This is a genomic window from Cyanobium sp. Cruz-8D1, assembly GCF_024345975.1.
Taxonomy (GTDB): domain Bacteria; phylum Cyanobacteriota; class Cyanobacteriia; order PCC-6307; family Cyanobiaceae; genus Cyanobium.
In genome coordinates, this window is the sequence record NZ_JAGQCD010000001.1 from 108471 (window position 1) to 121809 (window position 13339).

At 64.9% G+C, this 13339-nt stretch carries 11 protein-coding genes; 1 reads left to right on the top strand and 10 read right to left on the bottom strand.

Annotated features, from left to right (window positions below):
• Window positions 1–33 precede the first annotated feature (33 nt).
• Window positions 34–1953: an ABC transporter ATP-binding protein gene (locus tag KBZ33_RS00555; RefSeq protein ID WP_254949657.1), complete on the bottom strand. Its 1920-nt coding sequence runs from the start codon at window positions 1951–1953 to the stop codon at window positions 34–36.
• A 551-nt stretch (window positions 1954–2504) separates the two neighbouring features.
• On the opposite strand from KBZ33_RS00555, the gene KBZ33_RS00560 reads away from it, so the two are divergent.
• A complete protein-coding gene (locus KBZ33_RS00560; protein WP_254949656.1) occupies window positions 2505–3512 on the top strand; it encodes a TIGR03790 family protein in 1008 nt (335 codons plus the stop codon).
• On the opposite strand, the gene galE is transcribed toward KBZ33_RS00560, so the two are convergent.
• From galE to KBZ33_RS00605, 9 genes are all read right to left on the bottom strand, one after another.
• On the bottom strand, window positions 3466–4512 hold the full coding sequence (galE, locus tag KBZ33_RS00565; RefSeq protein WP_254949655.1) for a UDP-glucose 4-epimerase GalE: 1047 nt from the start codon (window positions 4510–4512) through the stop codon (window positions 3466–3468). The genes KBZ33_RS00560 and galE overlap by 47 nt on opposite strands.
• Window positions 4509–5477: a GDP-L-fucose synthase gene (locus KBZ33_RS00570; protein WP_254949654.1), complete on the bottom strand. Its 969-nt coding sequence runs from the start codon at window positions 5475–5477 to the stop codon at window positions 4509–4511. The genes galE and KBZ33_RS00570 overlap by 4 nt, the downstream gene beginning before the upstream one ends.
• A 130-nt stretch (window positions 5478–5607) precedes the next feature.
• Window positions 5608–6732, bottom strand: coding sequence for a GDP-mannose 4,6-dehydratase (gene gmd, locus KBZ33_RS00575; RefSeq protein WP_254949653.1), 1125 nt, complete (start codon window positions 6730–6732; stop codon window positions 5608–5610).
• A gap of 303 nt (window positions 6733–7035) precedes the next feature.
• Window positions 7036–7776: a Bax inhibitor-1 family protein gene (locus tag KBZ33_RS00580; RefSeq protein ID WP_254949652.1), complete on the bottom strand. Its 741-nt coding sequence runs from the start codon at window positions 7774–7776 to the stop codon at window positions 7036–7038.
• Between the two features lie 103 nt (window positions 7777–7879).
• Window positions 7880–8386, bottom strand: a complete 507-nt coding sequence (locus KBZ33_RS00585; RefSeq protein WP_254949651.1) for an aromatic acid exporter family protein — start codon at window positions 8384–8386, stop codon at window positions 7880–7882.
• A complete protein-coding gene (locus tag KBZ33_RS00590; protein WP_254949650.1) occupies window positions 8383–9213 on the bottom strand; it encodes a PhoH family protein in 831 nt (276 codons plus the stop codon). The genes KBZ33_RS00585 and KBZ33_RS00590 overlap by 4 nt, the downstream gene beginning before the upstream one ends.
• A gap of 182 nt (window positions 9214–9395) precedes the next feature.
• On the bottom strand, window positions 9396–9821 hold the full coding sequence (rpsP, locus tag KBZ33_RS00595) for a 30S ribosomal protein S16 (protein WP_254949649.1): 426 nt from the start codon (window positions 9819–9821) through the stop codon (window positions 9396–9398).
• A gap of 45 nt (window positions 9822–9866) precedes the next feature.
• Window positions 9867–11345, bottom strand: a complete 1479-nt coding sequence (ffh, locus tag KBZ33_RS00600; RefSeq protein ID WP_254949648.1) for a signal recognition particle protein — start codon at window positions 11343–11345, stop codon at window positions 9867–9869.
• The gene (locus tag KBZ33_RS00605; RefSeq protein ID WP_254949647.1) at window positions 11345–13321 is read right to left on the bottom strand and encodes an ARC6/PARC6 family protein; all 1977 of its coding nucleotides are present in this window, start codon (window positions 13319–13321) and stop codon (window positions 11345–11347) included. Before KBZ33_RS00605 ends, ffh begins: the two co-directional genes overlap by 1 nt.
• Window positions 13322–13339: the final 18 nt, after the last annotated feature.

Genomic DNA, 13339 nt, shown 5'->3' on the forward strand with positions numbered 1-13339 from the left:
CGTGGCTGTGCATGCTTATGAGCTTGGGGTGTATCAGACAGATTTCGCCGCCATGGATATCTGCTGGGGATGCTTCGATTGATCGCTCCAGAGCTTGGCGTATAGACCGGACTGGGCCAGTAACTCGTGGTGACGGCCCCGCTCCAAGATCCTTCCCTCCGACATCACGCAAATGATATCGGCGTTGACGATCGTACTGAGGCGGTGGGCGATCACCAGGACGGTGTGCTGACGTTCGAACTGCTCGATGGCCTGCTGTACCAGCCGTTCACTCTGGCTGTCGAGGGCACTGGTGGCCTCATCGAGGATCAGCAGTTCAGGCCTTCTCAGAATCGCTCTGGCCAAGGAAATCCTCTGACGTTGGCCGCCGCTGAGTCGGTAGCCGCGTTCGCCGATCTTGGTGTCGTAGCCCTCAGGCATGTTGGCGATGAAGCCAGCGGCCTGGGCTTTGGCAGCCGCCTCCATGATGTCCTCAAGAGTCGCGCTCTCGACGCCGAAACCGATATTGCTGGCGATGCTGGCATTGAAAAGGAAGGTGTCCTGGCTGACGACCCCAAGCCGTTGCTGCCAGCTGGCAAGGTTGATGCCGCGAAAGTCGACACCGTCGATGAGAATTCTCCCGCCGGTTGGGTCATAGAGACCGACCAGCAGATCGGCGATGGAGCTCTTGCCGGCGCCACTGGAGCCGACCAGGGCGACAGTCTGGCCGCGCCCAATGCTGAGCTGGATGGACGAAAGAGCCTCTGGGAGGTCGCGGCTATAGCGCATAGAGACGTGATCCAGTTCGATCCCCGCATGAAGCGCCGTGAAGGGAATACCTCCTGTGCGGATGAATTGCTTGTCGTCATCGCGCAGAATGTCGTTGAGCCGTTCCACATTGGCGCTGTTGGCGGCGTAGCTTGTGGCGAGTCCTGTTAAGCTCCCGACCCGCTGGTTGAGTCTCTGCAAGGCGATGATGAAGGTCACCAGACTCGGAAGTACCCCGCTGGTGCGATCTTTGAACACCAAGAGGCTGAGCGCTGCGATCACGGCGATGGAGATGATCGGCAGCATGTTGGAAATGGGCTGCACCATGTTGGACAGTTTGCTCTGCCGGATCGACAGCCTCTTGCTTTCGGTGAGCAACCTTTTCAGTTTGGTTCTGGAGCTTTCCAGCTGGCCCATGCTGTGCAGCAACCGGAGGCCTTGAATCTGTTCGTTCTGGTGGCTGGAGAGCTCCACATTCACGCTCTGTTGCTCCCGTGAGTTCCTGCGTATGCGGGGTAGCAGTAGCTTCTGGACCGTCTGCATGACGCCGGCCATCGCGATGGCCACGAGAAGCAGCCATGGGGAGATGGCCACCAGGATGACCAGATAGATCAACAGCTGCAGGCTGTTCATCAAGAGCCCGCTGGCCAGGGAGATCTCTTGCTGAACGGTGCCGCCGCCGGAGCCGACGTAGTTCAGCAGGTCGCCGATGCGGTACCGGCTGGCACAGGCGAAACTCAGTGACAGCACACGATCGTTCAGCTTTGCGGTAATTTCCGTGCCCATCCGTGCCCCCATCACGGCTGTGCTGATGCTGTTCACATAGCTGGTCAGTGCCATGAGGGCTTGCAGGGCCACGGCCGTGGCCAAGAGCAGCACAAAGATCCCGTCGCGCCCTGTGCGGGTGCTGAGGGCGCTATTGAGCCAGCCTTGCAGCCAAGGAAAATGATTAAGGGATCCCAGGGCCGAAATTTGGCTCCAATCACTGTTTTCGGGAGCACTGATGAGGCTGACTGAAAGGAAAATGATCCCGAGCGTGGCGCCTTCGCTGAGGCTGGCGGCCAGGCTGGTGGAAAAGTTGAGTACCAGTAACTTCCAGTATTTCTTCGCCGAATGCCGAATCAGGCGAGCTGCGGGTCTCTGATCGGTGAGGGGAGCAACAAGGGAGGCTGGGAGTCGTCTGGCGATACGATGGAGAATTGGCATCAACGGCGCTGCATGATGGGGGCTGAAAATGTCAAGTCAGGAATCAAGGGTTTGACTGATGGAGACCCCTGATTGGCACCTGCCTGGCATCGGCGCATCTGATAAGTAAATCTGATCAAAGACTTTGGCCGGGGAATCGAAACAGAGGTAGTTGATGACCAAGGAACAGCAAGGCGGTCTTCACCAAATTCTAAGTTGTCTCCGGGTGTCTGCGCGAAGGTGGTTTTGGCGATCCATCGCCAGTGTGGGAGGCTGGGATTTGGGCTTGGGCCATCGTCCAATGGGCTCTGACTCAGCTCCAGACGAGCTCCAGGTCAGCTGTTTCTTCTGTCGACTGCCCCTGAAGTTACATCGATACGGCCAAGGCGACGGTTCCTCGGAGGCCGGGGAGAACAGCTGTCAGCTCTCCCATGGCCTCTGAGTCTTCCAGAGGGCTTCGGCTGTCTCCCCGATGCCGCTGGCTGCCCACACTGCTTGCACCACTGGTGCTGTTGGCCCTGACGTCCAGCCAGAGCCTCCCGCGCGGGTCACGGGTCTCCAGGGTCGGGACATTGTCGCAAGGTCCCCTTGACCATCGCCACCTCGCGATCATCATCAATGCCGCCGATCCCCTCAGCGAGAGCATCGGCCGGACCTACCAGGCCGCCCGCCTGATCCCCCCGGACCAGGTGATCCGCGTGCGCTTCCCCCCCGGGGAAGTGGCGCTGAGCCCGGCTGTGTTCCGCCGCCTCAAGCGCACGGTGGACAGCCGGACTCCAGGCCATGTCCAGGTCTATGCCCTGGCCTGGGCGGCTCCTTATCGGGTCGGCTGCCAGTCGATCACCAGTGCCTTCAGCTTCGGCCTGGACGCACGCTTCTGCGCCACCGGTTGCCGGACCACCGCCTTGAGTCCCCTGTTTGCCCGCGGCGATGTGCGCCGTCCCTGGGATCAGCTGGGGGTTCGGCCCAGCATGATGCTGGCCGCCACAAGCCCGGCGATGGCCAGGCGCCTGATTCAGCAGGGTGTGGCCGCGGACGGAACGGCACCGCCGGGAACGGCCTACCTCTTGAGCACCAGGGACGCCAAACGCAACAGCCGTTCCCCAGGCTATGGCCGGGTCGTGGCCGCCATGGGATCACGGTTCCAGGTGAGGGTCATCGCTTCCGATGCCCTTGTGGGAGCTCAGGATGTCATGGCCTATTTCACCGGGCTGGCCTTCCCTGCCGGGATTCGCACCAACCGCTACCGGCCGGGAGCCGTTGCCGATCACCTCACCTCCCTGGGGGGACAGCTGACCGACAGTCCGCAGATGAGTGCGCTTCGCTGGCTCGAGGCCGGTGCCACCGGCAGTTATGGAACGGTGGTGGAGCCGTGCAACTTTCCAGCCAAGTTTCCCGATCCCGGACTGCTGCTCAGCTTTTACCGGCGCGGCGACACCTTGATCGAGAGCTACTGGCGCAGTGTGGCCATGCCCGGCCAAGGTGTGTTCATCGGGGAGCCCTTGGCCAGGCCCTGGCCGGTCAGCGGGGCCCTCAGCCCTGGTAACGCCTCTGGTGCCAGGCCCAGGCATGCTCGATGATCGTTTCCAGTTCGGGGAAACGGGGCCTCCAACCCAGTTCCTGGTGGGCCCGGCTAGCCCCGGCCACCAGTTGGGGAGGATCGCCATCCCGCCGCTTGGCCATGTGGGCGAGCAAGCCCCGGCCGGTCACGGCTTTGGCAGTTTCGATCACCTGCTGAACCGAGTAGCCGGTGCCGTTGCCAAGGTTGTAGATGAGGGGCTTGCGCTCGGACTCCTCCCGTTCCCGCAGCCGCAGCAGCCTTTCCAGGCCCAAGACGTGGGCATCGGCCAGATCGGCCACGTGGATGTAATCACGGATGCAGGTGCCGTCAGGGGTGGGGTAATCGTCGCCGAAGATCTGCAGATAGGGTTCCCGACCGCTCATGGTGTCCAGCACCCTTGGGATCAGATGGGTTTCAGGGTCGTGGTCTTCACCCAGGTCGCCCTCAGGATCGGCACCGGCAGCATTGAAGTAGCGGAAGATCACACTGGGCAGGCCGTAGGCCGCCGCGAAGTCGGTGAGCAACTGCTCCACCATCCACTTGCTGCGTCCGTAGGGGTTGATCGGAGCCTGGGGATGGTCTTCGGTGATCGGCACCTGCTGGGGGATCCCGTAGGTGGCACAAGTGGAGGAGAAAACGATCGGCAACGGGCGCTCGGTGGCCACCAGGGCCTCCAGCAGGGTGAGGGTATCGCCCAGGTTGTTGCGGTAGTACTTGGCAGGATCGCTGACCGATTCGCCCACGTAGGCATAGGCGGCGAAATGGAGCACCGCCTCAATGGGCTTGCCTTCCAGGGGGGTCCCGTCGAGGGCGGGGTGGCGGCCGCGCAGCAGCGGCTCCAGCACTTCACGGTCGCCCACCTGACCCAGAACCAGGGGAACCTTCAGGGTCTTCTCGACGATGTCGGCATGGCCGTAGACAAGGTTGTCCAGCACCACGGGTTGATGACCTGCCCGGGTCAGGGCCCTGACGGCATGGCTGCCGATATAACCGGCTCCGCCGGTGACCAGGATCCTCACAGCCGCACCTCGGCGCCGCTGGCCCGCTCACTCACGAATTCCGCCACGGTGCGTCGCAATCCATCCTGCAGAGGGATCGCGGATCGCCAGCCGAGGCCGGCCAGGCGGCTGACATCCAGCAGTTTGCGGGGTGTGCCGTCCGGTTTGGAGGTGTCCCAGGCGATCCGGCCGCGGAATCCCACCGCTTCGGCCACCATCGTGGCCAGCTCCTGAATGCTCACGTCCGTTCCTGTTCCCACATTGATGTGCTGAAGATCCTCAACACCCGGTTGCCAATGGCGCAGGCAGAACAGGGCCGCAGCCGCCAGATCATCGACGTGCAGGAATTCACGCCGTGGCCGGCCGCTGCCCCAGCAGACCACTTCCTCGGAGCCAGCTTCGCGGGCCTCCTGGAAACGGCGGATCAGACCGGGCAGCACATGGCTGTTGGTGGGGTGGTAGTTATCGCCTGGGCCATAGAGGTTGGTGGGCATCAGGCTGATCGCGTCGAAGCCATGCTGCTGGCGCAGGGCGCGGCACAGCTGGATGCCGGTGATCTTGGCGATGGCATACCACGCGTTGGTGGGCTCCAGCGGCCCCCCGAGCAGGGCCTCCTCCCGGATCGGTTGGTCGGCCAATTTGGGGTAGATGCAGCTACTGCCAAGGAACAGCAGGCGTCGTGCCCCTTGCCGCCAGGCGTTCTCGATCACGTTCTGCTGGATCTTGAGGTTGTCGAGCAGGAAGTCGGCGGGATAGCTGGCATTGGCCAGAATCCCCCCCACCCGCGCCGCCGCCAGCACCACCACATCGGGTCGCTGATCGGCGAACCACGCCGCCACCGCAGGGCTGTCCATCAGGTCGAGGTCGGCTCGCCCCACGGTGAGCAGGTGCTGGTGGCCCTCCTGCTTGAGGCGTCGGGTGATGGCCGAGCCGGCCATGCCGCGATGGCCGGCAATGAAGATCCGGTCGTTGGGTGAGATCAGCATGGGAAAAGCCTCAGGCCCCTGCGCTGCTGCAAGGGGTGGCGGACCGCTGGAGCAGGGGTCGCTCCAGCGGAGATCCGCTGCGATGAGAAAGGGTCACAGCTGCGACAATAGCGGCGTTTTTGGCGTGTTCTCACGGCGCGGCCTTCAGTCCGACCTGGGGAGGATTCTCCATCGAACCGACGACGCTGAAACCCTCGCGGCGCAAGGTGGCCTCCTTGGCGGCTTCCTCCTTATCGGTGGCGACCATTTCGGCCACAAGCTCTTCCAAAGTGGTGGTGGGTGTCCATCCCAACCGTTCCCGCGCGCGGGTCGGGTCCCCGAGCAGGGTCTCCACCTCCGCAGGGCGGAAGTAACGCCGGTCGATGCGCACCACGGTGGCACCGGTGTCACGACGGGCGCCCGTCTCCTCAATGCCGCTGCCCTGCCAGACAATCCCCCCCCAGCCGAGTTCTTCGGCGGTGAGTTCGATGAACCGCCGCACCGACTCCTGCCGGCCCGTGGCGATCACGAAGTCTTCGGGATGGTCCTGCTGCAGCATCCGCCACTGCATCTCCACGTAATCCCTGGCGTGACCCCAGTCGCGCAGGGAATCCAGGTTGCCCATGAACAGTCCCTGGTCAAGGCCGGCATCGATGCGGGCCATGCCTCTAGTTATTTTCCTGGTTACGAAGGTTTCGCCCCGTCGGGGGCTTTCGTGGTTGAACAGGATGCCGTTGCAGGCATACATGCCATAGGCTTCGCGGTAATTCACCGTGATCCAATAGGCATAGAGCTTGGCCACGCCGTAGGGACTGCGGGGGTAGAACGGTGTTGTTTCTTTCTGGGGGATCTCCTGCACCAAGCCATAAAGTTCGCTGGTGCTGGCCTGATAGATGCGGGTCTTTTCCGTCAACCCCAGAATTCGGACGGCTTCCAGGATGCGTAGGGTCCCGAGAGCGTCTGAGTTGGCTGTGTATTCGGGACTTTCAAAACTCACGGCCACGTGGCTCTGGGCCCCGAGGTTGTAAATCTCATCCGGTTGGATCTGCTGAACGATCCGGATCAGATTGGTGGAGTCCGTCAGATCTCCATAGTGCAGGACAAGCCGAGGATCCCGTTCATGGGGATCCTGGTAAAGGTGGTCGATGCGGTCGGTGTTGAAGCTGCTGGCCCGCCGCTTGATTCCGTGCACCACATACCCTTTCTCCAGGAGCAACTCCGTCAGGTAGGAACCGTCTTGACCGGTGATCCCGGTGATCAGAGCTGTTTTTGGCATGGGATTTCCAGTGCATTCCATGGGGTGAAGGGCGGGCGTTGGCTGTTCAGACGTCCTTGGCGCCCAGCAGTGGCTCCCAGCAGTGGCGCCATGCCTGCCGTGTGGGGTCGAGATCGCAGGGAGCTTAGCCGGACGAACGCATGACGTCAGAAAGCCCTGATCCGATCGGCGCCAAGGCCCTAGGGGGAGATGGTCTCATGCCAGGCTCGCGACTGACGTTTTCGCCAGATCAAAAAAAGAATGAACCCATCCAGAATAGGATAGGTTCATGTGATGGTAGCACGATTTGATTAGGGCCGATACTCAATCGCGACGGCCACCGCCCTGGAGAGCAATGATCAGCCTCAGGATGAAGATGAAGAGGTTGATATAGGTGAGGTACATGCCTAAAGCGCCGGCCAGATATTGGTCGTCGTTGTAGGTGCGGGGCATCGTGTAGAAGTCGAGGAAGGCGGCTCCCACGAACAGCACGGTGCCGAACCCGGCAATCAACAATTCAAAGGTACCACCAGTAAACATGCCAGGCGCAAAAATGCCGCCCACCAACTGCACCACCATGGCGATCAACAGACCGATGATGCCGAGGCCGACCACACCGCTGAGGGCTTGGCCAACGTTGTCGCTCATGCGACGACCGAAGAAGGAGGCAATCACGAAGGTGATGCCTGTGGCCAGAGCCGCTGTGCCCACGGCACCGACACTTCCAGTCGATTGAATCGCATAGTTGACGATCCCGCTGAGGGTGAAGCCGGTGATCAGGCTGTAGGTGGCCAGGATGGGCAGGGCTGTGCCGCTGTTGCCCTTCATGGCGGCGTTCTGCGCCACGAAGAACAGGATGAAGTTGCCGATCAGGGCCACCCAGAACAGGGGCATGAACAAGGTGGGGGAGGTGGTCATCAGGGACAGGCCCCCAAGAACCCCGGCCGCCGTGAGCACCATGCCGCCGCCCACGTAAGGCAGAGCCCTGTTGACGACATTCGGGCCGATCAGGGCGCTGGACTGGGCCTCGCGGATCGCTTCCTGGAAATTGCTTCTGGCCGGCATGGCGCTGGCATTTCAAACTGGTTCTATCTTGCCAGCGGCCCCATGGTTACGGCGAGGAGGGCGGTTCGGATCTCCCCATGCGGGCCCGTCAGGCAGACAGGCTTCAGGCGTCGCCCCCCGGCTGGCTGCGGGAACCAGGCCACAGCCACACCGCCAGCAGGGCGACGCCCGTGCCGATGCAGGATTCCAGAAAGCGCAGCAGGGCGTTCACACCCGGACTCAGGGCGGGATCCAGGCTGCCGGTGACCATCACGACGATCACCGTGATCGCCGCCAGACGGCCGTGGCTGGGCACGTTGATCGCCGCGCAGATCATCACCGTGGCGAAGATCGCCGCGGCCATGCCGAGGGGGTGAAAGGGCAGCAACGTCAGGTACACCGCACTGGTGATGGCGCCGATCGCCGATCCCAGAATCCGCAGCGAGGCGGAGGAGGCCGCATCCTTGCGGGTGACCTGGGTCACGACGACGGCGGAGATCGCCGACCAGAGCCCGCCGATCTTGGGCAGATAGCCCGGGAACAGGCTCGTGAACCAGAAGCCCAGTAGGTAGGCCACCAGGGCGGCCAACGCGATCTGGGCCGGGATGCGCAGTCGTTCGGCGCTGTTCATGGTTCCGATCGGACGGGGGTGCTATCCATCCGCTTCCTGGCCGGGGGGGCCGGTGGGCGGGCATCGCGTCGGGCGTAGGCCTGCACCAGACGCTGGACCAGGGGGTGGCGCACCACATCCGCATCGCTGAACTGGCAGATGGCCACGCCCTCCACCCCCTGCAGCACCTGCTCCGCCTCCACCAGGCCGCTCAGCTGGCCCGGGGGAAGATCGATCTGGGTGGTGTCTCCCGTCACGACCATGCGGGAATTTTCCCCCAGCCGGGTGAGCACCATCCGCATCTGGGCGCAGGTGGTGTTCTGGGCCTCATCGAGGATCACGAAGGCGTCGGCCAACGTGCGGCCGCGCATGAAGGCCAGGGGCGCCACCTCGATCACCCCCTTCTCCAGGAGCTGGGTGGTCCGTTCCTGGCCCAGCAGCCCATGCAGGGCGTCATAGAGGGGACGCAGATAGGGATCCACCTTCTGTTGCAGGTCACCGGGCAGGAAGCCGAGCCGTTCGCCCGCTTCCACCGCCGGTCGTGTGAGCACAAGCCGCTCCACCTTGCGCTCTTGCAACATCCGCACGGCCAGGATCGTGGCGAGGAACGTCTTGCCGGTGCCGGCCGGGCCGATCGCCAGGGTCAGGTCGTGGCGTTCGATCGCCTCAACGTAGCTGTTCTGCCGCAGAGTGCGGGGCCGCAGCGGCCGGCCGGTGATGCTGGTGGCCAGCACCTGGAGCCCCATGCGGCGGTGCTGGTCGGAGCGGCCGGTGTCCAGGGCCGCCATGGCGGCCTGGATGTCCACCGGGCCGATGGACTCCCCCCGTTGCCAGAGGGGCTCAAGCAACTGGATCAAAGCCTGCAGTCGCTCCACTTGGGCCGTTCGGCCCCTGATCTGAAGGTCGAGACCCCGCAACACAATCTGGGCGCCTGTGAGGGCTTCAAGCCGCCGCAGGGAGGCCCCATCCGCCCCGGCCAGGGCAACGGCAGCACCGCTGTCAGGCAGGGAAAACGTGGAGGAGAGTTCGCTCAGGCCTCGGCGGTGGCAGGGTCGGCTTCAGCGGCAGCGGCGGCTTCAACGGCGGCAGCGGCTTCCTCAGCCAGCTTGGCCGCAGCCGCTTGCTTGGCGGCTTCCGCTTCCTTGACGGCGGCGGCAGCGGCGGCCTCGCGGGCCGCGGCCTGCTTGAGCTTGCCGACGGTTTCGGCGGGCCGGATGGTCTTCTCGATCAGGCCGCCCTTCTCAAGCAGGGTGCGCACGGTGTCGGTGGGTTGGGCTCCCTGGCCGAGGCGGAGCCGGATGGCCTCCGTGTCCAGGCGGGTTTCCTTGGTGCGGGGGTTGTAGAAGCCCAGCTCCTCGAGCGGACGGCCATCGCGGCGGGAGGTGCTGTTGGTGGCCACCAGACGGAAACTCGCTTCCCGTTTCTTGCCGAACCGCTTCAGCCGGAGCTTGATCATCTGGAAATGGTGCTCGAAATGCAGCTCACAATCTTACAGGGGTGGTCAGAGCTGACCAAACCCCTTGCGTTTTTTGGCCGGCTTGGGGGGCCTGGGTGGCTTGCCACCGCCGCGGCCGCCGGGACCACCCATTCCGGGCATGCCACCAGCCATTCCGGGCATCCCGCCCATGCCCGGCATACCACCCATCCCAGGAAAGCCACCCATGCCCGGCAGGCCTGGCATGCCACCGCGGGTCATCTGCTGCATGAAGCCGCGCATCTTCTGGAAGTCGGCGAGAACCTTGTCCACGTCAGCCGATGTATGGCCACTGCCGGCGGCGATGCGGCGCCGACGGGAGGGCTGGGAGGCGAGCAGTTCGGGCTGACGGCGTTCGGCCTCGGTCATCGATCCGATCATGGCCTCGATGCGCTTCAGCTGGCTCTCGCCCTGCCTCAGCATGCCGTCATCGATCTTGTTCATCCCCGGGATCAGCTTCATCAGCCCGCCCAGGGAGCCCATGCGCTTGATCAGGCGCATCTGCTGGACGAAATCGGAGAAATCGAAGCTGGCTTCCTGCAGCTTGCGCTGCATCTTCTCCACATCGGCCAGCTCCACCTCCTTGGTGGCCTTCTCCACCAGGGTGAGCACATCGCCCATCCCCAGGATCCGGCTCGCCATCCGCTCCGGGTGGAACGGCTGCAGCGCCTCCACCTTCTCGCCGGTGCCGATGAACTTGATCGGCGCGCCGCTCACCTTGCGGATCGAGAGCGCCGCACCGCCCCGGGAATCCCCATCCAGCTTGGTGAGCACGGCGCCGGTGATGCCCACCTGCTCATGGAAGGCGCGGGTGAGTTCGGCGGCCTCCTGGCCGATCATCGAATCCACCACCAGCAGCACCTCATCCGGGGCCGCCGCCTCCCGGATCCGAACCATCTCCTCCATCATCGCGGTGTCGATCTGGAGCCGACCGGCGGTATCCACCAGCACGGTGTCGAAGCCCTCGTCCCGTCCCTTGGCCACGCCGGCGGCAGCGATCGCTTCGGGCTTGGCGTCACTGCCGAGGCTGAACACCTCCACGCCGATCTGGCGGCCCAGGGTCTGCAGCTGGTCAATGGCAGCCGGCCGGTAGACGTCGGCGGCCACCAGCAGGGGACGCCGACCCTGCTCCTTGAGGTGCAGGCCCAGCTTGGCGGTGGCGGTGGTCTTGCCGGCCCCCTGCAGACCGGCCATCAGGATCACCGTGGGGCCGTCCGTCGCTCGGGCCAGGGGGGCGTTTGCACCGCCCATGGTGTCGACGAGCTGCTCGTGGACCAGCTGGATGAACTTCTGATCCGGGCTCACCCCGCGCACCACCTCGGACCCCACGGCCTTGCGCCGCACCTCTTCGACGAACTCCTTCACCACCGACAGGCTCACGTCGGCCTCCAGCAGCGCCCGTCTCACTTCCTTGAGGGCGCCATCGACGTTCGTTTCCGAAATGGCCGCCTGGCCGCGCAGTCCTTTGACGGCGTCTTCGAAGCGCTGGGAGAGTTCGTCGAACATCAGTTGAAGGATTGGGTGGCCGCCAGGCGCCAGCTGTCGCCGTCGCGTCCGAATACATAACCATTGCGCAGTTGCAGCGGCGCCGTGGTCTCCACCACCTTTCCGCTTGCATCGAGGCGCCGGTCGCTGTAGCGGAGCCGGACGACGGCGACGATGCGCTGGGGGCCGCTTTCGGACAGGCTGAGATCGGTGATCCGCACGTCCAGCTGCTGGCTCTGGCCTCGGGCGGCATCGCTGCGGCGCTCCTTGGCGAGCAGGGCGATCGGCCCCTCCCGGGCGATGCGATCCAGATCCTGCGGGATCGGTTCGCCCGCCAGCACGCCACTTTTCACCGTCAGCCAGTTCTCCAGCAGGCGGCGGACCTGGGCCGCATCGGGCCGACTGGCGGTGAGCGGGGTGATCCTCAGCCCCGTCGCGGCCCTCGGGGCCGGCGTCGGTGCGGTGGGGGCCGGGGAGGTGACCGGTGGTGCTGGCGGTGGAGCCGGTGGGGGTGAACTCTGGCGCTGCCGCAGCACCCAGGCCGCGGCCAGCACCAGCACCAGAACGGCGCCGCCCCCCAGCAGCCATGGCCTGGTGGGCACCGGCCAGCGCAAGGGAACCTCGTCATCGAGCTCCCCGTCATCCTCGGGACCCGGGGCCATGCCGGATGCAGGCAGCGGGGCGAAGCCGCCGGCGGTGGCCCCCTCCAGGGTCAGGGCTGCAGGGGGCGACATCGTCCCCGGGAAGCGGAGGTCGTCGAAGGGAGGGAAGACCGTGCTGTCCGCACCCTCCACGGCTGCCGGGGAGGTGAGATAGGCCCGGCCCCTGCGCTGATCCTCCCGTTCGACATAGGCCACCACGTCCCGGTCACTGAAGTAGGCCACCAGATCGGGCTCGGCTTCCAGGTCCCGGTAGCCCGGCAGCACATCCCGCACCAGCCAGTCGCTGCAATAGGCGCAGAGTTGACCCAGGGGATCAACACTTTTACCGGCGGCCCAGTCCTTCAGGTCCTGGCTGGCCCCCTGGTCGAAGCAGGCCCGCGCCGTGTCGGCCTCACCCAGCAGCAGATGCAGGTTGGCGAGCAGCGGTTCGATGCCCTCCCGGCCACTGCGCTGCAGGCGGTGTCTGGCCTCGGCGATGCGCTCGGGCTTGCGCTGGGCGAAACCGGAGGCGGTCAGGGCGATGGTGGCCAGGAAGTCGGCGGCGTCGGAGCCGGTGGCCGCCCAGCGGCTGAACAGATCCACCTGCTCCTGAACCGTGAGAAAGGCGCGGATCTGGTGGAAGAAGGGCTGGAAGTCCTGGCTGGGGAACTGGGGATCGCCATCGCCCTCGAGGCCCCCGCGCCGCTGCACCAGCTGTTCGAGCAGCGCCAGACCTTCCTGCCGCTCCACGCCGGCCACCAGATCCCGGCTCAGCAGGTCGAGCACCCGGTAGGGCGTGAGGTGGTCCAGCTGGCTATGCATGGTTTCTCTGAGGTCGGGTTGCCGGCCCAGGCGTTGCAGCAGCTGCAGACCCTGCTGCAGGGTGCGGGCGGCGGCTTCGAAGCGTCGCTGTTCCTCCAGTTCGCTGGCGGCCGCGAGGCAGGCCAACCCCGCCAGGAGCGTGAGATCGCCTTCGCGGCCGCTGCCGAGGGTGGGTGACTGGGGTGGCTGCAGCGAACGGCTGGCGAGCTCAAAGGCCTCCAGGGGCTGGCCCCCCTCCATCAGCAACACCAGCCCGCCCACCTGCCGGGCCGTGGCAATCTCCAGGGCCGGCTGCAGGGTGCCGTCGGTGTTGGCCAGGCTCGTCAGTTCCGCCTCGTAGGCAGCGCGCCGATCGGCATCGGAGAGCAGGTCGGCGCTGGCCCGAAGCAACTCCGCACGCGCCTGCAGGGTTTCGGGGCTGAACCCTCCGTGGGGCAGACGGTCCAGGCGCGACTGCAGGGTGCGCAGGACCCCCTGGGCATCGGCGGACGAAGGCACACCCAGCAAGCGGAAATGATCGATCGGCAGGTCCAATCCGATGGTGACGCTGGG

What these genes read in the sequence shown, in the direction of transcription:
- KBZ33_RS00555 (WP_254949657.1), bottom strand. Translation starts at nt 1,953, where the DNA reads ATGCCAATTCTCCATCGTATCGCCAGACGACTCCCAGCCTCCCTTGTT.
- KBZ33_RS00570 (WP_254949654.1), bottom strand. Translation starts at nt 5,477, where the DNA reads ATGCTGATCTCACCCAACGACCGGATCTTCATTGCCGGCCATCGCGGC.
- gmd (WP_254949653.1), bottom strand. Translation starts at nt 6,732, where the DNA reads ATGCCAAAAACAGCTCTGATCACCGGGATCACCGGTCAAGACGGTTCC.
- KBZ33_RS00580 (WP_254949652.1), bottom strand. Translation starts at nt 7,776, where the DNA reads ATGCCGGCCAGAAGCAATTTCCAGGAAGCGATCCGCGAGGCCCAGTCC.
- KBZ33_RS00585 (WP_254949651.1), bottom strand. Translation starts at nt 8,386, where the DNA reads ATGAACAGCGCCGAACGACTGCGCATCCCGGCCCAGATCGCGTTGGCC.
- rpsP (WP_254949649.1), bottom strand. Translation starts at nt 9,821, where the DNA reads ATGATCAAGCTCCGGCTGAAGCGGTTCGGCAAGAAACGGGAAGCGAGT.
- ffh (WP_254949648.1), bottom strand. Translation starts at nt 11,345, where the DNA reads ATGTTCGACGAACTCTCCCAGCGCTTCGAAGACGCCGTCAAAGGACTG.